Annotated in this window: 25 protein-coding genes and 1 other RNA gene; 5 read left to right on the top strand and 21 right to left on the bottom strand. The window is 55.3% G+C overall.

Annotated features, from left to right (window positions below):
• Positions 1 to 5 precede the first annotated feature (5 nt).
• From priA to murD, 12 genes are all read right to left on the bottom strand, one after another.
• Positions 6 to 2,450: a primosomal protein N' gene (gene priA / locus KQI10_RS06365; protein WP_253285180.1), complete on the bottom strand. Its 2,445-nt coding sequence runs from the start codon at positions 2,448 to 2,450 to the stop codon at positions 6 to 8.
• A gap of 31 nt (positions 2,451 to 2,481) precedes the next feature.
• Positions 2,482 to 2,688, bottom strand: coding sequence for a DNA-directed RNA polymerase subunit omega (gene rpoZ / locus KQI10_RS06370; RefSeq protein ID WP_216566575.1), 207 nt, complete (start codon positions 2,686 to 2,688; stop codon positions 2,482 to 2,484).
• 151 nt (positions 2,689 to 2,839) lie between these two features.
• A complete protein-coding gene (gmk, locus tag KQI10_RS06375; protein ID WP_216566576.1) occupies positions 2,840 to 3,382 on the bottom strand; it encodes a guanylate kinase in 543 nt (180 codons plus the stop codon).
• The gene (locus KQI10_RS06380) at positions 3,383 to 3,646 is read right to left on the bottom strand and encodes a DUF370 domain-containing protein (RefSeq protein ID WP_216566577.1); all 264 of its coding nucleotides are present in this window, start codon (positions 3,644 to 3,646) and stop codon (positions 3,383 to 3,385) included.
• Positions 3,647 to 3,658: 12 nt separating this feature from the next.
• Positions 3,659 to 4,543: a YicC/YloC family endoribonuclease gene (locus tag KQI10_RS06385; RefSeq protein WP_371818371.1), complete on the bottom strand. Its 885-nt coding sequence runs from the start codon at positions 4,541 to 4,543 to the stop codon at positions 3,659 to 3,661.
• A gap of 37 nt (positions 4,544 to 4,580) precedes the next feature.
• Complete coding sequence (locus KQI10_RS06390; protein WP_216566578.1) at positions 4,581 to 5,822, bottom strand: YbbR-like domain-containing protein; 1,242 nt, start codon at positions 5,820 to 5,822, stop codon at positions 4,581 to 4,583.
• Complete coding sequence (gene cdaA / locus KQI10_RS06395) at positions 5,812 to 6,684, bottom strand: diadenylate cyclase CdaA (RefSeq protein ID WP_216566579.1); 873 nt, start codon at positions 6,682 to 6,684, stop codon at positions 5,812 to 5,814. The genes KQI10_RS06390 and cdaA overlap by 11 nt, the downstream gene beginning before the upstream one ends.
• Before the next feature lie 261 nt (positions 6,685 to 6,945).
• Positions 6,946 to 8,037: an aminotransferase class V-fold PLP-dependent enzyme gene (locus KQI10_RS06400; protein WP_216566580.1), complete on the bottom strand. Its 1,092-nt coding sequence runs from the start codon at positions 8,035 to 8,037 to the stop codon at positions 6,946 to 6,948.
• Positions 8,034 to 8,285 (bottom strand): DUF3343 domain-containing protein, encoded by a 252-nt coding sequence (locus KQI10_RS06405; RefSeq protein ID WP_216566581.1) that lies wholly within the window; start codon positions 8,283 to 8,285, stop codon positions 8,034 to 8,036. Before KQI10_RS06405 ends, KQI10_RS06400 begins: the two co-directional genes overlap by 4 nt.
• A gap of 47 nt (positions 8,286 to 8,332) precedes the next feature.
• Entirely contained in the window at positions 8,333 to 8,806 is a 474-nt protein-coding gene (gene ispF, locus KQI10_RS06410) for a 2-C-methyl-D-erythritol 2,4-cyclodiphosphate synthase (RefSeq protein WP_216566582.1), read from the bottom strand.
• Positions 8,803 to 9,525: a 2-C-methyl-D-erythritol 4-phosphate cytidylyltransferase gene (ispD, locus tag KQI10_RS06415; RefSeq protein ID WP_216566583.1), complete on the bottom strand. Its 723-nt coding sequence runs from the start codon at positions 9,523 to 9,525 to the stop codon at positions 8,803 to 8,805. Before ispD ends, ispF begins: the two co-directional genes overlap by 4 nt.
• Before the next feature lie 2 nt (positions 9,526 to 9,527).
• Entirely contained in the window at positions 9,528 to 10,889 is a 1,362-nt protein-coding gene (gene murD, locus KQI10_RS06420) for a UDP-N-acetylmuramoyl-L-alanine--D-glutamate ligase (RefSeq protein WP_216566584.1), read from the bottom strand.
• A 106-nt stretch (positions 10,890 to 10,995) separates the two neighbouring features.
• Between murD and rnpB the strand changes: the two genes are divergently transcribed.
• An RNA gene (rnpB, locus tag KQI10_RS06425) (RNase P RNA component class A) lies at positions 10,996 to 11,350 on the top strand.
• A 63-nt stretch (positions 11,351 to 11,413) separates the two neighbouring features.
• Here rnpB and KQI10_RS06430 read toward each other — a convergent pair.
• Positions 11,414 to 13,189 (bottom strand): hypothetical protein, encoded by a 1,776-nt coding sequence (locus tag KQI10_RS06430; protein ID WP_216566585.1) that lies wholly within the window; start codon positions 13,187 to 13,189, stop codon positions 11,414 to 11,416.
• The gene (locus tag KQI10_RS06435; protein ID WP_216566586.1) at positions 13,186 to 13,740 is read right to left on the bottom strand and encodes an RNA polymerase sigma factor; all 555 of its coding nucleotides are present in this window, start codon (positions 13,738 to 13,740) and stop codon (positions 13,186 to 13,188) included. The genes KQI10_RS06430 and KQI10_RS06435 overlap by 4 nt, the downstream gene beginning before the upstream one ends.
• Before the next feature lie 148 nt (positions 13,741 to 13,888).
• Between KQI10_RS06435 and KQI10_RS06440 the strand changes: the two genes are divergently transcribed.
• Positions 13,889 to 14,917 (top strand): 3-deoxy-7-phosphoheptulonate synthase, encoded by a 1,029-nt coding sequence (locus KQI10_RS06440; RefSeq protein WP_216566587.1) that lies wholly within the window; start codon positions 13,889 to 13,891, stop codon positions 14,915 to 14,917.
• Between the two features lie 156 nt (positions 14,918 to 15,073).
• On the opposite strand, the gene KQI10_RS06445 is transcribed toward KQI10_RS06440, so the two are convergent.
• From KQI10_RS06445 to KQI10_RS06460, 4 genes are read right to left on the bottom strand one after another with little or no spacing between them, the layout of a single operon-like run.
• A complete protein-coding gene (locus tag KQI10_RS06445) occupies positions 15,074 to 15,430 on the bottom strand; it encodes a multidrug transporter (protein ID WP_216566588.1) in 357 nt (118 codons plus the stop codon).
• A 32-nt stretch (positions 15,431 to 15,462) separates the two neighbouring features.
• Positions 15,463 to 16,461, bottom strand: coding sequence for a hypothetical protein (locus KQI10_RS06450; RefSeq protein WP_216566589.1), 999 nt, complete (start codon positions 16,459 to 16,461; stop codon positions 15,463 to 15,465).
• Positions 16,462 to 16,475: 14 nt separating this feature from the next.
• Positions 16,476 to 17,243: a TerB family tellurite resistance protein gene (locus KQI10_RS06455; protein ID WP_216566590.1), complete on the bottom strand. Its 768-nt coding sequence runs from the start codon at positions 17,241 to 17,243 to the stop codon at positions 16,476 to 16,478.
• Between the two features lie 11 nt (positions 17,244 to 17,254).
• On the bottom strand, positions 17,255 to 18,130 hold the full coding sequence (locus KQI10_RS06460) for a hypothetical protein (RefSeq protein ID WP_216566591.1): 876 nt from the start codon (positions 18,128 to 18,130) through the stop codon (positions 17,255 to 17,257).
• 244 nt (positions 18,131 to 18,374) lie between these two features.
• On the opposite strand from KQI10_RS06460, the gene KQI10_RS11935 reads away from it, so the two are divergent.
• Positions 18,375 to 19,493 carry a GNAT family N-acetyltransferase gene (locus KQI10_RS11935; RefSeq protein WP_371818372.1) on the top strand — a complete coding sequence of 373 codons (1,119 nt, stop codon included), beginning with the start codon at positions 18,375 to 18,377 and terminating at the stop codon, positions 19,491 to 19,493.
• A gap of 279 nt (positions 19,494 to 19,772) precedes the next feature.
• Here KQI10_RS11935 and KQI10_RS06475 read toward each other — a convergent pair whose 3' ends face one another.
• Genes KQI10_RS06475 through KQI10_RS11690 form a run of 3 tightly spaced genes read right to left on the bottom strand, consistent with a single transcriptional unit; the run spans position 19,773 to position 21,765 of the window.
• Positions 19,773 to 20,708 carry a TlpA disulfide reductase family protein gene (locus KQI10_RS06475; protein WP_216566592.1) on the bottom strand — a complete coding sequence of 312 codons (936 nt, stop codon included), beginning with the start codon at positions 20,706 to 20,708 and terminating at the stop codon, positions 19,773 to 19,775.
• A gap of 42 nt (positions 20,709 to 20,750) precedes the next feature.
• Positions 20,751 to 21,632, bottom strand: a complete 882-nt coding sequence (locus KQI10_RS06480) for a 4Fe-4S binding protein (protein WP_216566593.1) — start codon at positions 21,630 to 21,632, stop codon at positions 20,751 to 20,753.
• Positions 21,625 to 21,765: a CD1871A family CXXC motif-containing protein gene (locus tag KQI10_RS11690; protein ID WP_253285181.1), complete on the bottom strand. Its 141-nt coding sequence runs from the start codon at positions 21,763 to 21,765 to the stop codon at positions 21,625 to 21,627. Before KQI10_RS11690 ends, KQI10_RS06480 begins: the two co-directional genes overlap by 8 nt.
• Positions 21,766 to 21,903: 138 nt before the next feature.
• Here KQI10_RS11690 and KQI10_RS06485 point away from each other — a divergent pair, with 138 nt between their 5' ends.
• Both KQI10_RS06485 and KQI10_RS06490 read left to right on the top strand, forming a co-directional pair.
• The gene (locus KQI10_RS06485; RefSeq protein WP_216566594.1) at positions 21,904 to 22,584 is read left to right on the top strand and encodes a response regulator transcription factor; all 681 of its coding nucleotides are present in this window, start codon (positions 21,904 to 21,906) and stop codon (positions 22,582 to 22,584) included.
• Positions 22,581 to 23,753 (top strand): cell wall metabolism sensor histidine kinase WalK, encoded by a 1,173-nt coding sequence (locus KQI10_RS06490; protein ID WP_216566595.1) that lies wholly within the window; start codon positions 22,581 to 22,583, stop codon positions 23,751 to 23,753. The genes KQI10_RS06485 and KQI10_RS06490 overlap by 4 nt, the downstream gene beginning before the upstream one ends.
• Positions 23,754 to 24,153 lie beyond the last annotated feature (400 nt).

Consider the following 24,153-nt stretch of genomic DNA (forward strand, 5'->3'; position numbering starts at 1 on the left):
TCTCCTTATCCTTCAAAACCGTTCACATCAATATAAGCGCTGACGCCCCGCATAGCCATGTCCTTTCCGAACGCGGACAGCAGATACGCAAGCGCCGCGCGGATATTCTTATCCAGACGGCACCGCAGGGTCAGCCGGTAGCGGTACTGATAGTTAATCTTCGGTACCGGGCTGGGGGCCGGGCCTAACAGCTCGTAGCCGCCCAAAGTGCCCTGTCTGCCCAGAGCCAGCAGACTGTCCCGGAATTTGGCAGAACCCAGCAGCACCTGAGGCTCCTGCAACCCCTGAAAGGCAATCAGCACCTGGTCGGCAAAGGGGGGCGCGTGCTGCACCTGCCGCAGCCGAATTTCCAGATCATAAAACCGATCATAGTTCTGCTCTGCCGCGAGACGAATCAGTTCATGGCTGGGGGCCATGGTCTGAATGACCGCCCGGCCCTCACAGTCGCCCCGGCCTGCCCGGCCTACCACCTGTGTCAGCATATCAAAGGTGGTCTCCCCGGCCCGGAATCCTCCGGTAAACAGGCTCAAATCCGCGTCCAGCACTCCGACGAGGGTCACGTTGGGCAGATCCAGGCCCTTGGCAACCATCTGCGTGCCGAGCAGAATCTGCTGCTCTCCCCGGCGGAACCGGGAGAGAATGGCCTCGTGGGTGTTGGTGGCGCTGACGGTGTCCGCGTCCATGCGGGCCACTTCCACATCGGGGAACAGCTCCGCCAGCTCCTGCTGCACCCGCTGGGTGCCTGTGCCCAGGGTCTTCAAAGGGCCGCCGCATTTGGGGCAGCGGTCCGGCACCGGCATGGAGTAGCCGCAGTAGTGGCACAAAAGGCGGTTGTTGGCGCTGTGGTAGGTCAGCCGCTCGCTGCACCGGGGGCACTCCGGGGCCTCCCGGCAGTCCACACAGACCAATGCCCGGCTGTTTCCCCGGCGGTTGAGAAGCAGAATCACCTGCTTGCGCGCCGCCAGCGTATCATGGACGGCCTGCCGCAGGGGGTAACTCAAAGTACCGTCATTTCCCAGCTTCAGTTCTTCACGCATGTCCACAATCCGGGTCTCGGGAAGCGGGCGGCCATTGTAGCGGTTTTGCAGCCGATAAAGCCGGTAAGTTCCCTGCTTCGCGTGGTACATGCTCTCTACGGACGGGGTGGCCGAGCCAAGAAGCACCAGCGCCCCCTCCTTCACGCCCCGCCACATGGCCACCTCCCGGGCGGCATAGCGGGGCGCGTTTTCAGACTTATAGGAATGCTCCTGCTCCTCATCCAGAATGATAAGTCCCAGCTTTTCGCAGGGGGCAAACACGGCGCTCCGTGTCCCCACAATCACCCGGGCGCTTCCCTCTCTGGCACGCTTCCACTGGTCGCACCGTTCTCCGTCGGAGAGGCTGGAGTGGAGCACCGCCACCTGATCGCCGAACCAGGCGGCCATCAGTCCCAGAAGCTGGGGTGTCAAAGCAATCTCCGGCACCAGAAGGATGGCGCTTTTGCCCTCCTCCAGCGTCTGCATGATCAGGCGGATATAAACAGAGGTCTTACCGGATCCGGTAACGCCGTAGAGCAGCGCCACGCCGGGATCTTCCTCCCGGGACTGGGCCAGAAGTCCCTCAAAGCAGCGCTGCTGCTCCTCATTCAGGACCAGCGGCTTTGTGACTCTGGCCGGTTCAATCTCCCGGCACCGCAGCACCGGGCGTTCGGACAGTTCCACATACCCCAGCTTTTCCAGCCGGGCAACAGTCTGAGAAGATGCCCCCGTGTAATAGCAGATGTCCTTCACGCTGGCACAGCCAACGCCGCAGAGCAGCCGCAGAACGCTTCTCTGCATGGCCGCGCCCTTGGGGCGGCTCATGGCAAACTCCATGGCCTGCTCCGCCGGGACTGCCAGCGCGGCAATTTTTTCCGTCCGGTCAGAGGTCTTCCGCAAAAGCTCCGCCTGGGCGGTGATCCATTTCTTCCGGGCGAGATAGGCAAGTGCCTCCCGCCGCCTGTCCCCATCCGGGACACAAGCGCTGAGTGCCGAATCCCGGCACGCACCGCCCAGATCCCGCATGGTCTCCAGGATCTCCCGGGCTCCCTCCTTGCGGATGACGGCGCTTTCCCAGCTCCGGTCTTCCGTCAGGGTAAAGGTATCCCTCTGGCGGAACCAGAGTCCCGCCGGGAGCATCGCTCTGGCAGCATCGTAAAAGGTGCAGAAGCAGCGCTCCCGCAGGAACGCCGCCAGCCGCAGCTGCAAAGGGGTCAGCAGCGGGGTCTCCTCCAGGCACTGGGCAACGGCCTTGAGTTTTTCCTCGCTGCCTTCTCCCACCGTCACCACGATGCCTTCGGCGGCGGTATTGCCCCGGCCAAACGGCACCTGGACCCGTTGGCCGGGCTGGAGCGCCATTCCTGCCGGAATGCGGTAGGAATAGAGCTTATCGATGGCAAAATTCGCCGCCGAAACGGCAATTCCCGCAACCATACCCATTCCTCCCGTCTCCGCAGGGCAGCGCTTAGTGCTTGTACTCTTCCTTGATGGTGGCGCTGAGCTTTCCGTCCGCGACCTCCTGGATGGCCATGGTCACAGGCTTCTCCGGCAGGTCCTCATGGAATTCCTCGGCCTCCGCAGCGATCTGGCGGGCCCGATGGGCAACCAGATTCACCAGCAGGTAACGGCTCTCAACTTTCGTCAGCAAATCAGCAACAGGTGGATACAGCATAGTTTTGATTCCTCCAAAAAACAGTAACTACAATCTATCTTTCACGCCGCAGGGGGCGATGCCCACATCGCCCCGCCTCCGGGCGCCCCATGCATTCCGGGCACTTTCGCAGTGTCCCGGGACGATGTGGGCATCGTCCCCCGCGGAATATTTACTTCTCGATCAGGCTTAGAATCTCTTCCGCGCAGCGCCCGGCGTCGTCGTTGACCACCACATGGTCATACCAGGTCCGCTGCGCCATTTCCCATTTTGCCCGCTCCATGCGGATGGCGATCTGGTCCTCCGGTGTGTCGTTGCGGCCCCGCAAACGGCGTTCCAATTCTTCCACAGAGGGCGGCATGATAAACACCAACTCCGCTTCCGGGTAGTTGTTCTTCACATTTCTGGCGCCCACCGGCTCGATGTCCAGCAGCACATGGCCCTTGGCCCGCTTCTCTTCGACCTGCGCTCTGGGCGTGCCGTAGAAATTCATGTTGTGCTCGTCGTATTCCAGCATTTCCCCCCGGCGGATCATCTCCTGGAAGCGCTCCCGGGTCACGAAATAATAGTCCTTCCCATCTACCTCGCCGGGTCTGGGAGGCCGGGTCGTTGCGGAGACGGAAAAATAAAGATCCTTCCTCCGGGCCATCATCTTCTTGACCACCGTTCCCTTGCCCACGCCGGAGGCGCCGGAAATCACGATCAGTTTACCCACTTACTCTCTCTCCTCTTCATCTGCCGCCTCAGAGTCTGACCACCGCGCGGTCAGACTTTCCGGAGTCAGCGCGGACAGAATTACATGATCCGTGTCCATCAGAATGACGGACTTTGTCTTTCGGCCGTAGGAAGCGTCGATCAGCATTCCCCGGTCCTTGGCCTCCTGCATAACGCGCTTGATGGGCGCGGAATCCGGCGCCAGAATGGAAAGCACCCGCTCCTGGGAAAGCATGCTGCCGAAGCCGATGTTCAGAAGCTTCATATTTCCCGCTCCTTACTCAATGTTCTGCGTCTGTTCCCGGATCTTTTCCAGCTCGGCCTTGATTTCCACAACCACCCGAGCCAGGCGTACATCCGAGCACTTGGAGCCGATGGTGTTGGCCTCCCGGTTCATCTCCTGCAGCAGGAAGTCCAGCTTCCGCCCGATGGGACCGCCGGCATCCAGCATGGTATTCATCTGGTTCAGGTGGCTGCGCAGCCGCACCGTTTCCTCGTCCACAGCGACCTTATCGGCAAAGATGGCTGCCTCGGTGAGGATGCGGCTCTCATCAATGGCGGTATTCGCCAGAACCTCTTTGAGCTTGGCCTCCAGCCGGGCCCGGTAGTCCGCCACTGTCTGGGGGCTGCCCGCCTCCACCTGCTCTACCAGAGAGAGGATGGTCTCCCCTCTTCCCCGCAGGTCCGCAGCCAGCGCCGTACCCTCGGCGCGGCGCATGGCGTCGAAATTCGCCAGAGCCTTTTGGACAACGCTCAGGAAATCCGCCAGAAGCTGCTCCTCATCCACAGGGGGCTTGTCCAGCAGGAACACATCCGGAAGTCCCGCCAGCATGGAGACCGTGATCTCTCCCGCCAGGCCGTACTCCTGCCGCATCTGCCGCAGGACTGCCAGATAGCCTTCCGCCATGGGCTTATTCAGGCTCACGGCGGTCTCCTGGGCGCCCTCGCTGCGGACGGACACAAACACATCCACCTTCCCCCGGGAAATGGAAGTTTTTACCGCCTGTTTGACGGCGTCCTCCCCGAAGGACAGGTTTCTCGGCAGCTTTACCGTGCAGTCCAGGTAGCGGTTGTTGACGCTTCGCACTTCAACCGTGAACTCCCTGCCGTTTACCGTCTCCACGGCACGGCCGTAGCCGGTCATACTTTTCACCATGGTCATGCTCTCCTTCTATTTCACCGCTTTTGAACACGGCAAATCATTTCTCTGCCAAATCGATCTTTGCGGAAACAGGCTCCGCCTTCAGAGTCCCCAGAGCCTTATAGTCATCGCTGATGCTGACCGTCGCCTTGAATGTGGAGGTGCCCACCTCCGCGCCGGTGAAGTCCACAATAACCGCCACATCCTCCGGGGTCACCGTGGAAATCAGCGTCGTGGGGCCCCGCAGGGTAACGGTGAGCTTTTCCGTGATCAGCTCCACTGACAGCCCCTCGGGAATATTGATGCTCTGGATGTTGGTAACGGTCAGCTCCTTGGTAGCCAGACCGTGGAAGGACACGTCCGCCGTGACCTCCGTAATACCGGTCAGATTGGTGATTCCCTCGGGCAGGGCGATGGCGAAGGTCAGACTGGTCGAGCTCTTGGTGATGTCCGCCAGATTGATGGTGCCGATGCTGAGGGTATCGCCCAGGTTCTCCAGAGCCGCCTCGCTGCCGGAAACCCGGATGGTCTCGGCACTGAGCTTGACAGTGGTGTTATCCTCGTCCGCGCCGCCGCCGGGTACCAGATTATAGGTCAGCCGCAGATCCTTCACCCGCCGGATGGACACATCCAGGCGGATCTGCTCCACATCCGTGGTAATCAGCCGGGCATCTACAGGCTTTCCCTGATCGTCACAGAGGGTGTAATTGTAGCTCTCGCTGATGGATTCCCGCCGTCCGTCCAGATCCACGGAGATGGTGGCCATGGCAATGGAATTGACCACGGACTCCGGGCCCGTGACCGTGACCTCCGGGTGATCCAGCGTCTTATTCTCCCGGTCGATCATAAAGCCCTCGGCGGTGGAGCCTACCCAGACCACCTCCACCGGCACGGTCTTGCTGACGCGCTTGACCACAGTCACATAGATCGTGTCCGGCTCCTTGGTCTCAATAACGAAGGCATTGCTGGCTACCTCACCGGGGAAAGTCGGGGTGGAATAGTTGATGGGAATCTGGGTGCCGGGTTCCCGGATTTTCGAAAGATCCGCCTTAATGGTAATGTTCGCGGAATTGACCTTGCTCAGGTCCGAACGGTTGCCGGACAGGCGCAGGTTCACCGTATTGGAGGAGACCGCCGTGACCATCAGGCCGTTTTCATTCAGGACGGATTCCCCCTCCCAGACGATGGGGATGTTGTAATAGGTATCCGAGGAGCCGGGACTTACCGTGGTGATGACGTACAGCCAAAGTCCGAAGGCAATGGCCAGGGACAGCAGCATATATCCGATTTTACGCTTCATGATCCTGGTCCTCCTTTCCGGGTCTTGCCAGCTTCTGCCGCAGGATCTGACCGATGTTCCGGTTCTCCTGCTGGTTCTCCTCAGGACACAGGGCATTGTGCAGCAGCTTTTCCAGCGTCTTGGGGGCCAGATGGCGCTTGAGCATGCCGCCCATGGCTACGGAGATGGTGCCGGTCTCCTCAGAGACAATGACCACCACGGCGTCGGAATTCTCACTCATGCCCACGCCCGCGCGGTGCCGGGTGCCCAGATCCGCCGCCAGCCGGTCGCTGGTGGACAGGGGCAGCACGCATCCCGCCGCCTTGATCTTGCCCTCCCGGATAATCATGGCCCCATCGTGCAGGGAAGCCTTCGGGAAGAAGATATTCCGGATCAGCTGCTCGGAGACCCGGCCGTCAATGGTCGTGCCGGTTTTCACATAGTCGTCCAGACTGGCCTCCCGGGTGAAGACGATCAGCGCGCCCACCTTTTCCCGGCTCATGCAGTCGCAGGCAGCCACAGTCTGGCTGATGACCATATCCATCTCCGCCACCGGCTTGACCCCGCCGAACAGAGCCCCCAGGCGGACGCTTCCCAGATGGTCCAGCATCCGCCGCAGCTCCGGCTGGAACAGGACGACCAGTGCCAGCAGTCCGATGGACAGGAACTGATTGATGAGGAAACTCAGGGTATACAGGTGCATCACGTCCGTCATGGCCGCGATGACCACCACCACGATCACAGCCCGGGCCACACGCATGGTACTGGGTGTACGGATCAGGGGCAGCAAACGATATATAATAAACGTGACAACTAAAATATCCAGGTAATCGGACCACTGCATCCGCATGACCTGCTGCAATAAGCTGTGCAATGCTTCCATGCTCGAACCCTCTTTTATGTCAACTTTTTCAGATCGCACACGACCTTATGGTATACTTATCTATTATCCGGTTTATTATAGCGGATTCTTCCCCGGTTGGCAATAGATATTCTGCATAAAATTCTTTCCGGCGCCGTGTCCTCTTTCTCCCCTTTTCGGCATCCGAAACCGGGCTTTTCCCTCCATTCTCTCTCATTCCGCCCCAAACACGAATTTTCCCGGGAAAGCGGACCCTTCCCGGGAAATGTAAACTTTCCGTGCTCACGCGCCCAGTGCCCGCAGCAGAGCGTTTGTCTGGGCCGGGGACGCGTCGTGGCCGAAGCTGATCCGGACGGTGCCTTTTTCCAAAGTCCCGGCGCTTTCATGGGCCAGAGGCGCGCAGTGGAGCCCCGCCCGGACGGCGATGCCCCGGCTGCCCAGAGCCTCCGCGATCTCCTCGCAGTCAGCTTTTCCCTGAAAAGAAAGCGTCATGGCCTGATGCGGCCCTGTAAACACCCGATAGCCCATCTCTTCCAACGCCCTCCCGCAGGCCATGGTCTGGCCATGGCCCCGGGCAAAGATTTTCTCCGGGGTCATACCGCGGACCAGACGGATGCCCGCCGCCAGTCCCGCCGCCCCGGGCACATTCACAGTCCCCGCCTCCAGCCGTTCCGGCAGGTCCTCCGGCATGGTTTTCTCCCGGGACAGGGTGCCGGTGCCGCCGAAAAGCAGGGGTTTTCCGGGGTCGCCGCAGAGCAGAAGGCCCGTACCCTGGGGGCCTAACAGGCCCTTGTGGCCGGGCATGGCAATGAATTCCGCCCCCAACGCCCCAAAATCCACCGGCAGGCTCCCGGCGGACTGGGCGGCGTCCAGAACAAAGGGGACGCCTGCCGCCCGGCATTCCGCCGCCATTTCGTTCACCGGCAGGATATAGCCGAACACATTGGACACATGGGTAAATACCGCTCCGTCCACCCCCTGCCGCAGCTCCCGCCGGAAGGAATCCAGAAGTTCCTCCCAGCAGAACAGCCGCCGTCCGGCGATTTTCACCTTGCAGCCCCGGGCGTACAGGGGTCTTGTAACCGCGTTGTGCTCAAAACCGGAGATCAGCACCCGGCTTCCGTCCCCGAACAGACTGCCAATGGCAATATTCAGTCCGTGGGTGCAGTTGGCCGTCAGCACCACCTGCTCCGGTTTGCAGGAAAACAGCGCCGCCGCCTGCTCCCGGCAGTCAAAAACGATTTCCGCCGCCGCCATGGCCGCTTTGTAGCCGCCCCGGCCCGGGTTTGCCGCCCGAACCATGGCCTCCTCTGCCGCCCGGACCACCTGGGGCGGCTTGGGAAACGAGGTGGCCCCGTTGTCCAGGTAGATCATAGGGCAATCTCCTGGTATTTTCCGTTTTCCAGCACATAGACCCTTCGCCAGCTCACCCCGTCCTGCCGCAGGGCATCCACCGCCCTGTAGATGTTGGCACCGCGCAGAGTCAGGCCGTAGCCGCAGCCCTGCTGCTCCATCCACTTGGGCGTCCGGCTCAGGCTGCCGGAAATCCCCCGTCCCCCAAGGCTTCGCTCCCCCCGCTGGGCGTAGGTCACCGAGCGGAAGGTAATCAGATATTGCTTCATAAAAAATTCCCTCCCGGGCACATTCTATGCCCGGGAGAAATATTTTGTCATTTTTCTTCCAGCAGGCACACCGCATGGCAGGCCATGCCCCGGCCCTCGCCGGTAAAGCCCAGATGCTCCTCGGTGGTGGCCTTGACATTGACCCTGTCGGGATGGATGCCCAGCCGGGCGGCAATGTTTTCTTTCATGGTGTCAATATAGGGCCGCAGCTTGGGCCGCTGGGCGATCATGGTCACATCGATGTTCCCCACCCGGAAGCCCGCGGCACGGATTTTTTCGCCCACACATTCCAATAGCTTTCCGGAATCCGCCCCCTTGTACCGGGCATCCGTATCCGGGAAATGGAGACCGATGTCCCCCAGCCCCGCCGCCCCCAGAAGGGCATCCATAACGGCGTGGAGCAGCACGTCCGCATCGCTGTGGCCGTCCAGCCCCAGCTCATAGGGAATGTTCACCCCGCCCAGAATCAGATTCCGTCCGGGAACCAGGGCGTGTACATCATAACCGTGTCCGATTCTCATGGCTTTTCCTCCAACAGCAGTTCCGCGATTTTCAGGTCCAGGGGGGTGGTGACTTTCAGGTTCCGCTCCTCCCCCTCTACCAGCCGGATTTTCATCCCCAGACGTTCCACGGCGGAGCAGTCATCCGTTACCTCTGCCCCATCGTTCCGGGCCTTTTGCAAGGCTCCCCGCAGCAGGTCAAAGTCAAACACCTGGGGGGTCTGCACCGCCCGGAGCGTGCTTCTATCCGGGGTAGATTCAATCAGGCCGCTTTTCTCCACCTTGATGGTGTCTTTTACCGGGATGGCCGGTGCCGCCGCCCCGTAGCTGTGTGCCGCACGGACGGTCCTGTCGATAAGCGCCGGGGTCACCAGCGGCCGGGCCCCATCCTGTATTGCCGCCAGCTCCATGCCTTTGGACAGGGCGTTCAGCCCCAGCCAGACGGATTCCTGCCGGCTCCCACCGCCAACCACCACAGCCTTTACCTTGTCCAACCCGGCGCACAGGTCCGAAACAGGCATGATCAAATTCTCCCGGGTAACGATAACGATCTCCCGGATGGCGTCCGTCTCCTGAAAGGCCCGGACCGTCCGCAGGATCACAGGTTCACCCCTCAGGGGGGCCATGACCTTATCAATGCCCCCCATCCGGGAAGCGGAGCCAGCCGCCACGATCACCGCGCCGCAGCGCTTCAGGGGCAGCACTTTCCGCATGCCCTGAGAAATCCGGGTCAATTCCATGGTCACAGCTCCTTTACAAGTTTCTTAAAGTACTGGCCCCGAACCATGAAGTTCTTAAACTGGTCAAAGGCTGCGCTTGCAGGACTCATCAGCACCACATCCCCCGGCTCTGCCACCTGGGCCGCTGCCAGAGTGGCCTGGGTAAAGTCGCCGCAATCCACGATTTCCGGCACACCGGGCCGGTACGCCGGTGCGTTTTCCACCGCTGCCCGAATTTTAGGGCCGGTGGCACCGCCCAGAAACAGCTTTTTCACATGGGCGCAGATTTCCGGACCCAGGACATCATAGGGGATATGCTTGTCGTAGCCCCCCGCAATGAGGATTACCTTTTCCGGGAAGCTGCGCAGACCCGCAATGGTCCGGCTGGGAGAGGAGGCAATGGAGTCATTGTAATACCGGACCCCGTCTTTCACCCGCACCAGCTCAATGCGATGCTCCACCCCGCCAAAGTTCCGGGCAACCTGCCGGATGGCGTCGTCGGTGGCCAGCCCCTCCACCAGGGCAATGGCCGCCATGTAGTTTTCAATATTGTGGGTGCCGGGAATGAGGATTTCTTTGGTTTCCAGCAGCCGCTCCCCCCGGCGGTAAATCACGCCGTTTTCTTCCCAGACGCAGTTGGTTTTCTGCTTTCTGGAAAAGAACCGGGTTTCCCCGTTGCCCCGGAGAGAAGCGGTAATGGCATTGTCGGCATTCAGCACCAAAATGCCTGTTTCATCCTGGAACCGATAGATGTTCTTTTTGGACTCCACATATTCTTCCATGTCCTTGTGAATATCCAAATGGTTGGGGGCCAGATTGGTGATGAGGGCCCGCTGGGGACTGCGGCGCATATCCATCAGCTGGAAAGAACTGAGCTCCACCACCGCAAAGTCCTCTTTTTTCATCTGGCGGCACAGGGGCAGCAGGGGCGTGCCGATATTGCCCCCCAGCCACACGGTTTTCCCGGAGGCTTTCAGCATTTCGCTGACCAGAGTGGTGGTGGTGGTTTTTCCGTCAGAGCCGGTGACGGCAATGAGATTGCAGGGGCAGACCTCAAAAAACACTTCCATTTCCGAAGTCACCTGGGCCCCCCGCTGCCGCAGGGCCTCAATGGCCGGATTGTTGGGGTGCATGCCGGGGGTGCGGAACAAAATCTCTGCCTGCACCCCTTCTAGGTAATCAGGCCCCACATGGAGCTTGCAGCCCAGCTTTTCAAGCTCCAATACCTCCTCGTCCAGCTCTTCCCGGGGGGTTTTGTCACAGCCCGTTACCTGGCAGCCGAATTCCAGCAGCAGTCGCACCAGGGGCCGATTGCTGACCCCCAGGCCCAGAACGGCAATGGACTTGTCCCTGAGTCCTCCAAAATAGTTTTCAAAAGCATCCATAACGATACCCGCCTTTTCTCCAATTCTATGTTCAATAGTATATCCCACCGGAAAAGATTTTGCAAGATGTTTGACAATTGTCCATTCTTAGAGTACAATATGTTCGCGACTGGGCTGGACAGCCGCGGATGGGTACCGAAAGGTCCCAGATGAGGAAAGTCCGGGCTCCATAGGGCGAGGATAACAGGTAACGCCTGCCGGGGGTGACCCCAGGACAAGTGCAACAGAGAGATACCGCTGGCCGGTTTCAAACCGTCAGCAAGGGTGAAAAGGTGTGGTAAGAGCGCACCCAGCCCATGGCAACATGGGTTTTATGATGTAAACTCTATCCGGAGCAACACCGTGTGGGGGACAACAGGCTTGCCCGGCCGTCCCCAAGAGGTGGCTTGACCCTGCGAGCGATCACAGGGCTAGATAGATGGCTGTCAAAACAGAACCCGGCTTATAGGCCCAGTCGTACCAAAAAGCTGTCCCGAAGCGGAACGTTTGTGTTCCCTCCGGGGCAGCTTTTTCTTTTCTTAGGTTTACGGTGTCGGAACAGGCAGCTTGGTGCCGTCGGCAAAGAGAATGTAGTCTACACTGTCCAGGTCAAGGGGTTTCGCAAAAGCCTGATTCAAAACATCCACCTCGGTGCCGTCTTTCAGAACCGCCTTGTTACCGGTAGAGCCGAGCCAGAAGAAATCCGCATAGGTTTTCTCTCCCACATCTGCCGTCAGGAGAATGCAGTTGCGGCGCAGCTTGACGGAAGTCACCGGGAAGGACTCTAGCGCAGCTTTTCCGGTTTCATCATAGCTCACGGCGGCTTTCATCGTGATGGGCTTTTGTACCAGTTCTAGTTCCCGGTAATCCCCGTTTTCACCGTCAAAGGAAATGGGGATCATCCACTCTCCCTCGGCCAGCGTGTCCCGGATGATACCGCTTTCCGCGTTCCAGGCGGAATACACAATATCAACGAGATACAGATTCCAGGTCGTTCCGGCTGTGAAGGGGGCGCTGCCGCCCTCCATAGCACGGTTCCGGATCAGCAGCAGGTCCGCCGTATTGCTTTTTCCGTCTCCATCGTCCACCGGCTCAATGCTGAAAGCCCCCATAGCCTCGACGCCATTCTCGTCCACCAGCGTATCCTCGGCAAAAATGAGATTGCCATCGGTCGGAAATGCCGTCCCCTCCGGGGCGGCGAGGCTCAGCAGGATCCGCGCCACATAGCCGTCAGTCTCCACGCCCTTCAGCGTCAGGGTATAACCGTTCTGAGTGGCCTCCCGAGGAACCGCGCTCTGGGCGTCCACATCGGCTTGCGTGAGGATTCTGGGCTGAACGGAAAAGTCTATGGCGTCCGCCACCAGCTCCAGCTGTCTGTCCGTCATGCGCACAAATTCAGAGGAGAACACACCGTAGTCTTCTTCGCTGAGATGCTCAATATTGGCATTAAACACCAAGGCCATCATCGCCTCGCCCCGGTCGCAGAGGACCAGACCGGTCTCCTGGCTGGGGGAATGGAGGATCAGCACCTGGCTTCCGGAAGCGGTTGTATAATTCTTCTCGATCCAGTCGCCGCTGTCCGTGATCGTCAGATAGTCCCGGCTGAAGCAGTCCTTCCGGTTCCAGGCAAGCGTGCCGGGACTTCTCAGAACCTCATACCCCTTATCCTCCGGGAATGCAAAGTCCATGTTCAGCCAGAAATTGCCCGTATCATAGCAGCCGCCGCCATTGATGTTTACGCTGATGTCCGGGTTGCTGCGGTCAAAGCGTTCCACGTCCAGAGCGTCGCAGAGATTCCGGTTCGTGCGGAATTCCAGGAGCTTCCCCTCCGGCTTCAGGCCGTACTTCTCTGCCAGCTCCCGGGCCTTGGCATTCATAACATCGCTGTAGGTTTCCCAATAGTCCTCTGGCACCGTGCCGTTTTCGGCCATTTTTTCCACGTTGGCGGTGTATTCCTCCTGGAAAACGTAGAAGTCCGCGCAAGCCTTGTAGGCGTCGGAACCTTCCAGCCCCGCCAGGGTCAGGGTGGTGGTATTCACCGTGTGGGGGGCCTTCACGTACACCCCGTCCACCAGAGAATAGTCCCGCTGTTCCGTTCCCGCGCTGATTTTGATCTTTTCCAGATTCAGCACATAGGCCACCGCGCAGCCCACCAGCAGAAGCGCCGCGCCAATCAGTGCCGCCGCCAGCAGAGGCCGCCGGATGGCGCGGCGGGGTCTCCCGTTCTTTCCCGTGTCCGTGGAAAACTGTCCGAATTCCGCGTTTTCCACAAGATCGTCACCAATATATTGCAGTCCAAAAAGCATGTTTTTCCCGTTCATACCTGAATGCCCTCCTTCGCAAGATAGGCGGATAGCCTGTTTTTCGTCCGATTCAGCCGCATGTGCACGGCGCTTTCGCTGATGCCGTACCGGGCAGCGATTTCCCCGATGGTGTCCGCGTACCAGAATCTGCGCAGAAATACCATCTGATTATCCGGCGTCTGGGTCCTCAAGAAAGCGTCCAGCAGCCTGCCCAGCTCCCGGGCGTCCAGCTCATTTTCCCGGGCTGTATCCGGAATGCAGCTCTCCATCTCCTGGGTCAGGGCCACAATTTCCGCCTTTCGCTTCTGGGCGTTTTTCCAATCCAGCTTTTTAAGGGCGAAGTTCCGGCAGATTTTGGCGATATAGGCATAGAAATGGGTAGGCCGCTGGGGCGGAATGGTATTCCACGCCTGCAAATAGGTATCGCTGACGTTTTCCTCCGCATCCTGATCGTTTTGCACGATCCGTTCCGCCAGACAGAACAGCCGCCGCCCATAGGCCGCGTCCGTGTGCCGGATGGCGTCCTGATTTCTGGCGAAGAACAGCGCGATTATTTTGTTGTCGTCCATTTGAGATCACCTCATTCGTTTTTGTTCCTCACCCTGATAGACCGATTTCATAGTCAAAACCTCACACCCCATAATGGTTTTTCTTGCATTTTTTGCCGGAACCCGCTATACTGAGCCTATCGATCAAGACAAAGAAGGTTTTTACACTATGAATATGGATTTCAAGCGCAAGCTGACCATTCCTTATGACCTAAAGCAGGAATATCCCGTCACCGCCGATATGGCCCAGGTATTTGAGCGGCGGGACCGGGAATTGAAGGATATTCTGGGCGGCCGGGATCACCGGCTGGCCCTGATCATCGGCCCCTGCTCGGCAGACCGGGAGGACAGTGTGCTGGATTATATCTCCCGGCTGGTGCCTATTCAGGAGAAAGTGGCCGACAAACTCCTGATCATCCCCCGGGTCTATACCAACAAGCCCCGGACCACCGGCGCAGGCTACAAGGGTATGCTCCACCAGCCGGACCCCAACGCCGCCCCGGATATGCTGAAAGGTCTGATTGCCATCCGGGAACTGCATATGCGGGTGCTGCGGGAGACGGGCTTTTCCTGCGCCGACGAAATGCTCTACCCGGAAAACTATAAATACCTGGACGATGTGCTGGCCTACGTTGCCGTAGGGGCCAGGTCTGTAGAAGACCAGCAGCACCGGCTCACCAGCTCCGGCATCTCCGTTCCCGTGGGCATGAAAAACCCCACCGGCGGCGACCTGTCCGTGATGATGAACTCCATCAACGCCGCCCAGCATGGCCATACCTTTATCTACCGTGGCTGGGAGGCCACCTCCCGGGGAAACCCCTACGCCCACGCCATTCTCCGGGGCTACACCAACAAGCACGGCGACCCCCGGCCCAACTACCACTACGAGGACCTGCTTTTCCTCCACAAACTCTATGAAGAACAGGGCCTCCAAAACCCAGCCGTCATCATCGACGCCAACCACGCCAACTCCGGTAAAAACCCCTACCAGCAAGGCCGAATCATCCGGGAAGTCCTGCAAAACAGAACCTATGATACAGGCATCCACGCTCTTGTCAAGGGCTTCATGGTAGAAAGCTACATAGAAGACGGCAACCAGAAGGTTGACGGCGGCACCTACGGCAAATCCATCACCGACGCCTGCCTAGGCTGGAAAAAAACGGAACGGCTGATTTACGACATTGCGGAAATCGTTTAGGGGTTTCCGTCCGTTGGCCTTTCTCAAAAGCATCGTCTTTTATCGTCCATATAAGGAACACGGTGTACCACCTCAAAATCGGTACACCGTGTTCCTTTTTAATTGTCAAATTGATTCATTTCCTGACTGGGAACTTCCATGCTCAGAGGAAAGCCATCATCTGTCACGCCGTCTATTTTCAAGGATTTTCACATACTGCGCCATTTCATCCCGCAGTTCCGGGCTAAAGTCCGCCAAATCGTCCAGTGTGATGGCATCATCTCGCAATAGGCCCATGATGTTGTCCCGCAGCCAACTTCTGCGCATATTGGCCTGAACGCCGGGATTCTGCTTGTCGCTGTTGATCCGTTTTTCCAATGCCCGGAATCGCTCGGATGCCCGTCCGTCAGAGTCCAGGATGCTTCTGTATTCATCCAGCAGCTTTTCCATATAGGCTTCCTGCCAACCCGGAAGTCTTTTCCGAAACAGCTTCCAGTCCGATTCCAGGCAGTCTACATTTGGGTATTCTCCCATGATATTTCCTCCTTGGCGAAAAAGCCTTTCCCTTATTTGTACAGGAGTTTTCCGATTTTCTCCACAATTTCGCCGGACTGTTCCGTCAGCGATCCGTCATCGGTCAGGATTGGGACATCCAGCACCGCTTTTACAGAGCCTGCATTGCTGGCGGCGGCCATGATGACCTTTTTGGATTCCGGGGAATAGGTGCGGTAATCTGTTCCTTCCTTTGCGATAATATCCTCCATTTGCCAGACCAGCGGCAGCAAATAGGTATCCAGATGGGCCAAAAGGCTATAAAACAGGTACGCACGTCTGCGGATGGCGGAACACTGGTCGGAGGCGGCATGCAGTGCTTCCATGATTTCCTCTGCCTGGGCCTTGTTGATCAATGCCTGGTCCAGCTTCTCCTGGGATTTTGCGCCGGTGATCAGCCCCATAACCAGGAGCGCAGGACCTGCCACCAGACCGCCCAGGACCATCATACCGCCCGCCATTCCCAGGCCACCGGCTGCCAGGGAACCGCCGCCGAAGAAAGCAAGGGTTGCATTGGTGGCGGCGGCACCGCTCAAGGAGGCAATGGCCGTTCCGGTAGAAGCCGCCGCAAAGGTTTGGGCCGCACCGTAGGCACCGATGGCCGTAAGGGCACCACCGGCTGCTCCGGCTGTCACGCCTCCGGCAACCTGAATGGCAAAATTGCCCAGTTCTTTGAGTTCCTCAAAATCTTTCTGATCGATGTGCAGCTTTTCCAATTCCTCCAGGCCCACCGAAGAAGTAAAATCAATGTTCTTGATTTTCTCAAAAGCAGACACAAAAGAGGTTACCGTACCGGCGAGAATTTGCAGCTTCTCCTCACCCAGCTTTTCAAGGGACCGGGCAACCGCTCCTCTTTGCTGCTCCAGACGCTTTCTGGCGTTGTCCACGCCCTCGTTGGCTGCGGTATTGATTCTATTGGCATTGGTGTTATCCACAACGGCCTTTACAGTTTTCCCCGCCCCGGCAAGACCCGTGGCGGCGGCGATTCCAATAAACAATAATGGCAACGGCATAATTCTCCCTCCTATCAGTCCCCAATCAGGTCATGGACGGCCTGTACAATGGCGGCATTTCGCTCGGCCAGTTCCGTCAGCACAGGTTCTACCGTGCCAAAGGGTCTGTCCGTATTTTTAAGCCACTCCATTTCGTTTTCAATGGCCAGCATGGCCCGGAGCGCATGTTCCATTTCCGGAGCAATGCTCTTGTCAATTTCCAGATGTCTGGCAATATAACGGATCAGCTTCGCTTCCTCCTCCTGATAGCAGCTGTCGCTTTGGGCAACCACCAGAAGATTCCACAGCAGCAGCTTCACAGGCACCGTTGCCCCGGAAGCATGAAGCGATTCCTGAATCACATCCCGGACAACATCATGGAGTTCTTCCCGGTAGTTCTCTGTATCCAGCTTTTCCACAAGGGCTGTGCATTCTTCCACAGTCTTCTCCTGATACTCCGGGAAGTGTTCATCCAATTCGTTCCCGATTTCCTGAAGTTGGCCAAGCTCCTGTTTGGAAATGTCCCCATCGGCAGCCATCATCATACACATCAGCTTGACGGCACCCTGAGCGGTGATAAACCCTCGGGCCTCCTCTTTTTTCCTGACGGCCTGGGAAACTGCCTGAACCGTTTCATCGGTTTTCTGTTTGAAGTATTCCGCCGCGTCTTTTCCTTTGGTCATCACATCACCGGCGGCTGTCTTTATATCAAATCCTTTCACCGCATCCTGGGCTTTTTGCGCGCCGGTTTTCAGCTTATCCGCAGAATCATTGACCAGCTTCTTAAAATCAAATTTTGCCATTGCTCCCCCTCCTATAGTACGAACGCCGCATCTCCATCCATCAATGCGTCAAATTCATTCTGATTGCGGAACTGAACATGGTAGTTCAGGATTTCCTGAATCGTTACATTTCCACGGATAAATCCCTGTGCATCCCCATCCAGAATAGCCCGGTCCATTGCGGCGATACCCGCATTGAACGTCTCCGCATGGATATACAGGCAGTCGGAGACGGCAGCATTCATTTTCTCCCGGTAGGCCCGCATCTGCGCAACGCTTCTGGCGCATTCTTCTTCAATGCGCAGCCGATTCTCCCGCATGAGGGCCGCATCCTGCAAGGATGCTTTCAGGATTTTATACGCCGCCGCAGAGGCATAGAAAGATACCAGCAAAGCACTGACGCCTGTTGCTTTTTCTCCCAATGCGCCCTGGATCTGTTCCTTTATTTCGGCGGGGTCAATGCCCGCCGCCCGGAGAAAACTGTCCCTTATTTCCCCAACGCCGGACTGGTTCAGGCGACTGATAAAATCCTCCTCTCTGATTTTTCCATGGCAGTAATCGGACACCGTTTTTTCCAGAGTTTTTGCAACCTCTACAATTTTCCGGGCAAGTTCTTCTGTCCCCTCCTTGGAAAAATCCAGTTCCTCCTGCTGCTCAAGGCCGGTCTTCACGGCAAATACCCCAAAGGCATTCAAATAAACCTCCATCGGTTTTTTGTACTTTTGGGCCAACTGCTTTGCCGCCCTGGCTGCCGCCTCTTGCCGATGCTCTTTTTCCTCCCAAACGGAAACAACCAGAGAAATCAGCTCATTCACTTCCAGTTTGGGCATACATTTTTCAGCCTCTCCCATAGCCGCCGCATTCCCCTGTCTGGCCATATCAAGAATTGTTGCCGCGCTTGCATTCATAAACCGTTCCTCCTATTCAGCAAAACCGCCGGGTTTTCTCTTGCTTCATAGTATAAACTGTTTTCTTTGCGAATGCAATAGCATGGAATTTCAAAGATCACTCTGCATTGCCCGGGTTGGCCGGGAGAGGACGGGCGGGCGGATTTGCGAAATTGCGCAGGGGGTGTATTTCCCGCTTGACAGTGTATATTCTCCGCTGTATAATCGCATAAAAACCTGGCGACAGAGAGAAGGATGAGGAACCATGAACACACCCATTGATATTACCGGCATCACCTTGCACACCCCCCGCATGACCCTGCGGCCCTGGCGGGAGAGCGACCTGGAGGACTTTTACGCCTACGCGAAAGTAGACGGCGTGGGCCAGATGGCCGGGTGGACGCCCCACAAGAGTATCGAAGAATCCCGGACCATTCTGAATAACTTTATCGCCCATAAGAAGACCCTTGCCCTGGAGTATGAGGGCCACGTCATCGGCTCTTTGGGCATCGAGGAATATAACGAAGAACATTATCCGGAGCTTGCCTGGCTCCGTGGCCGGGAGCTGGGCTATGTGCTCTCCAAGGACTACTGGGGCCGTGGGCTGATGCCTGAGGCCGTGAAAGCCGTAACTGCCTATCTGTTTGACACCGCCGGATTGGACTTTCTTCTGGTAGGGCATTTTGATTGGAACCGTCAGTCTGCCCGGGTCATCCAAAAATGCGGCTTCCGGTATATCAAAAACTGTAACTATGAGACCCGGTACGGCACCGTTGAAAATTCTGAAGAATCCATTCTCTATAATCCCAAGGGCCGCCGTCTGCTGGCCCACAAGGGCAGCCAAACCATGGAAACGCCCCGTCTGCTCCTGCGCCGGGCAGAGGAAAGCGACGCGGAACCCATGTACCGCAACTGGGCTTCCAGCCCGGAGGTGACGAAATTTCTGACCTGGCCGCCCCATGCCAGCCTGAATGTTACAAAACAGGTTATAAACAGCTGGATCGATGAATGCTCCTCCCCGAAGAACTACAACTGGATGATCGTCCTCAAATCCCTGGGAGAACCCATTGGGAACATCACCGCCCGCCAAGTGGATGATAAAATCGGCTCCACCGAAATCGGCTACTGCATCGGGGAACACTGGTGGCACTGCGGCATCATGTCCGAAGCCCTGGAGGCCGTTCTGGGTTTTCTCTTTGAGGAAGTGGGCTTCAACCGCATTGAGTCCCGCCACGACCCCCACAATCCCCACTCCGGTGATGTCATGCGCAAATGCGGCATGATCTACGAAGGCACCGCCCGGGAGGCGGACTGGAACAACCAGGGCCTGTGCGACACCGCACACTACGCGATCCTGCGCCGGGAATGGCTGGCCCGTCACTGATTTGCCATGGAAAACCAGGAGAGCGGTTTCATATCCATGGCCAGAGGGGTGTATTGACTGCAGATTGCCTTTGCCTCTAATGTGGATATGGGCGTCCAAAATCCGGCGTTCTTCGGATTTCGCCTCACAACGGACACCCTGCCTTTGGCTAAGTCTTCCCGCTGCCGAGTGACTTCGGGACTTTCACCCTGGAGAACGTGCGCTCATCGGGCGCATCAAAAAATCAGGCTGTCGCATTCGTGCGACAGCCTGATTTAACATACGTCTTCGGCAAATGAATTAGTTCTGATCCAGTGCGGACTGAATTTGTTTCATTAGTTGCTCATAGTTGGATTGATCATTGATTCCACCCATGAACGGTTCGCCAATGATATTTCCGTCTTTATCTACAAGAACCGTTGTCGGGAACGCCATAATGTTTCCTGCATATTTTCCAACTGTCGAATCGGAATCGACAGTCAGGTTTTTGTAGGAAGCTCCCTGAGCCTTCAGAATTTCCTTCGCCTCTTTGATTCCATCCTGATTGTTATCTAATGTATCTGTATTGATACCAACAACTTCGCCGCCCATTTTCTTAATTTCATCATTTAATTCATTCAGTTTGGAAAGCTCTTCGACACAGGGCTTGCATCCGCTGAACCAGAAGTTTACAACCGTAACTTTATTTTGTGCGAAAAGGCTTTCATCTACATCGTTACCGTCCAGATCTTTCCCTTTGAAATCCTGGAACACACCTGCAGCGTCAGCTGAGTTGGAGGAGCTGCTGCCGGAAGAATCCGATGCGGCAATTTCTTTTTCAAGTTTCGCAATTTCCTCTTCAATGCCTCGAATTGTTTCAACGTCTTTACTCAGAGTTGCGTATTCTTCTTCGGAGAAGGAGTCTTTGTTTGATTCAATTATATTTGCAAGAAAGTCCGCATAGTTTTCATTCAAGGTATCATCGTCCATGTTCTTGCTCATGAAGCCAAATGCTTTGTTCCATGCATTTTGGTGATCCGCAAAGATCTGGTTCTCCTGTTGGTAGAGGTCGTCCAGCTTTTCTTTCGCCTCAGCCAAACTGCCTGAAGTTGCGGAAGCATCTTCCTGCCTCTGGCTTTCAGTTGCCGCGGAACCGGATGAAGTTCCGCACCCCGTGAACGCAAGAAGAATGAGAATGGCAAGAGATGCCGCGATTGCTTTTTTCATTGCGTTTGCTCTGCTTGTTTTGCTTTTCATGATTTTTAATCTCCTTTTGAATCGTTTTAACTTCATTTTCGCTTACTTTTTGTCAGCCTGTTTCCTGCTTGAAAATCCGTAATGATAGCAGATTGCGTTTGTAGGACAGGCCTTCATACATGCTCCACATCGAATACACTCCGGGTGATTTGGTGTGTCTACTACATTTACATCCATTTTGCATGCACGGCTGCATTTCTGACAGCCAACACATTTTTCAGAATCTACCCTGATTTTAAGAAAAGATACTTTGTTAAACAGCGAGTAGATGGCGCCAAGTGGGCAGATCCACTTACAGAATGGACGGTAAAACAGAATGCTCAGGATGATTACAAGCACAAGGATTGTAAACTTAAACGTAAATAAGTGTCCGAGTGCCCCACGGATCCCCGAATTAGCAAGTGACAGTGGAATTGCGCCCTCAAGTACGCCTTGTGGGCATATGTATTTGCAGAAGAATGGATCTCCCATACCCAGCGAATTGGTTGCAAGTGCCGGAAGTAGTATAACAAAAACGACCAGAATCGCGTATTTCAGATACCGCAGGGGTTTTAGCTTCGCGGTAGACAGTTTCTTACCGGGAATTTTATGCAGCAGATCCTGAAACCATCCAAACGGGCAGAGAAAACCGCAGATAAATCGTCCTAACAGAACGCCCAGCAAGATAAAGAATCCGGTGATATAGTAGGTGAACTTGAATTTGGATGAACCGACTACGGCCTGGAAAGCCCCAATCGGGCAGGCGCCTGTGGCAGCCGGACAAGAGTAGCAGTTCAGCCCGGGGACACATATTGTTTTTACCTTTCCCTGATAAAGTTTCCCCTTAAACAGATTAGGAATATGAGGATTGGTCAGCAGTGTTGCAGCTGCCTGAAACCATCCGCGGAAGCGAACCAGGAAATTCTTGTTTGATTTCTTATCCAATTCCGACACACTCCATACATAGTTTTATTGCCTTACTGAGTACAACCGCAGCTTCTCCGCGAAAAATGCCAACAAGGAAAAATATAAAACCAGCTGCAAGTAGGATAATCTGTGCCGCTTTTTCTGATTTCATCAAGATACCCCTTGTTACCGTAAATAGTAACTGCTCCTTTCGTTTTTTTTGCCCGAAGTCGGCCTATTGACCGCTCGATGGTTGTATTATATAATATGGGGTGTAAATTCCCTGTTAAGAAAATGGAGAAAAAACAAATTGAGATTATTAATTGTTGAAGACGAGAAAAAATTATGTGAAATGATTGCGAAAAGTCTGCACCTGGCAGGTTATGAAGTGGATATGTGTAATGACGGAGAGCAAGCACTGGATATGATCTATGCGGAACTGTACGACCTGATCGTGCTTGATCTCAATCTGCCCGGGTTGGATGGGATGGAGATTCTGCGGGAACTTCGCAAAGAAAACGAAGAGACAAAAGTATTAATCCTGTCCGCGAGAAGCCAGATTGCGGATAAGGTAGAGGGACTGGATTCCGGCGCAAATGATTATATGGAAAAACCATTTCATCTGGAGGAGCTGGAAGCTCGCGTGAGAAGCCTGACGAGGAGAAAATTTGTACAAAAAAACATCTGCCTGAAATGTGGAAATCTTCGATTTGATACGAGAGAAAGGGTTGCGTATGCAAAAGATAATCCGGTTGCGTTGACGAGAAAAGAAAATGGAATTTTAGAATATCTCCTCTTAAATCAAGGAAGACCGGTCAGTCAGGAAGAACTGATTGAGCATGTCTGGGATTCTTCTGTGGACAGTTTTAGCGGTTCAATCCGGGTGCATATGTCTTCTTTGAGAAAAAAATTAAAAGCAGGACTCGGATATGATCCAATCGTAAACAAAATCGGCGAGGGCTATAAGATAGGAGGAGATAGCAAAGCATGAAAAAAATATCACTCCAATGGAAATTAACACTTCTTACTACAGTGTTGATTACAATATTATGCGGATTTCTTACCTTTTTCCTATATAAAAACGGAGTCTATTATTTCGATACGCTTCAGGAGTCTGTCACGGAGCAGGGCGCAGCGCCGGAAGCGCTGTACATTGATATTCCGGATGATGCGTGGGATGACTTTGTGGCACAGTTTTCCATGAAGGTTTATAACTCTAAATCAGATTATAGAAGCAGAAGCCTTCTGATTACTGTTATTGTAGCGCTGATTGGCGGCGCAGCGACATATTTTATCAGTGGACGGGCCTTGAAACCACTCCGGGAATTTTCAGAGACAGTGGAAAAGGTTCAGGCACAGAACCTGACAGATTATACAATCGAAGAGAATAAGATTGCAGAGCTGGACAGACTTCGCAAATCTTTCAATAAAATGCTTATGCGGCTTTCAGTATCATTTGAGACGCAGCGTCAGTTTACGGGAAATGCGGCACATGAGTTACGTACTCCGCTGGCATTAATCCAGGCACAACTGGATCTATACCATGCAGCAGAACATCCGGAGAGTACAACAGCGGCAGAAGAGACAATTCAGATGGTAACGGAGCAGAATGAACGTCTTAGCAAGTTGGTCAGAACGCTTTTGGATATGAGTGAATTACAGACAGTGGCGCGAAATGACAGAATTGAGCTCCATGGTCTGATTGAGGAAGTGCTGACAGATTTGGAACCGCTGGCACAGGAAAAAAACATTGAATTGATACAGAAATCACATAGGGGAGGAGAAAAGGCAGATGAAGAATTATTCTTGACAGGGAGTGATATTCTGATTTACAGAATGCTATATAATCTTGTGGAAAATGCCATTAAATATAATCAAAAAGATGGAACCGTTACGGTATCTGCAATAAAGGAGAAGAACGAAGTTGTTCTAACAGTTTCCGACACAGGAAACGGAATTGATGAAGCATTCAGAAAGCAGATCTTTGAACCGTTCTTCCGTATAGATAAGTCAAGAAGCCGGGAACTTGGCGGTGTGGGGCTTGGACTTACAATGGTACGAGAAGTTGTACGGGTTCATGACGGTACGATTGAAGTTTATGCAAATAAGAATAAGGGGACGACATTCGAAGTGAAAATGCGTTTAGGGGCGGAAAAATAAGTATATCGATAAGCGCTCAATAATCACCCGCCAATAAAACACCGCCCGAAATTCGGACGGTGTTTGCTCAGAAGCCATTTTTCACCCAAATGCCCCAAAACGGCCTTGCTTCAATCATGCCCAAAAGTTAGAAAAATCCCGGTATTCAAAGCGAATACCGGGTATTTCTCTGGCTCCCCCTGTATGGTAAAGATGGACTCGCTTTGCTGCGGCAAAGCCCACGGCGGTTGCAACACTCCGGTGGAGTGTTGCTAAGAGCCGCCTTTCGAGTCCAACAGGGGGGAAATACAGATTACCAAATTTATGGGCACACAAAAAACAGAGGGGCTGTTAGAAAACTCCCCCTATCAGCACAGTAGCCAGTGCCACCCGGCACTGGCTACAAAAAGTATTAAGAAAC

It is taken from the genome of Pseudoflavonifractor sp. MSJ-30 (assembly GCF_018918045.1).
Classification (GTDB): Bacteria; Bacillota; Clostridia; order Oscillospirales; family Oscillospiraceae; genus Faecousia.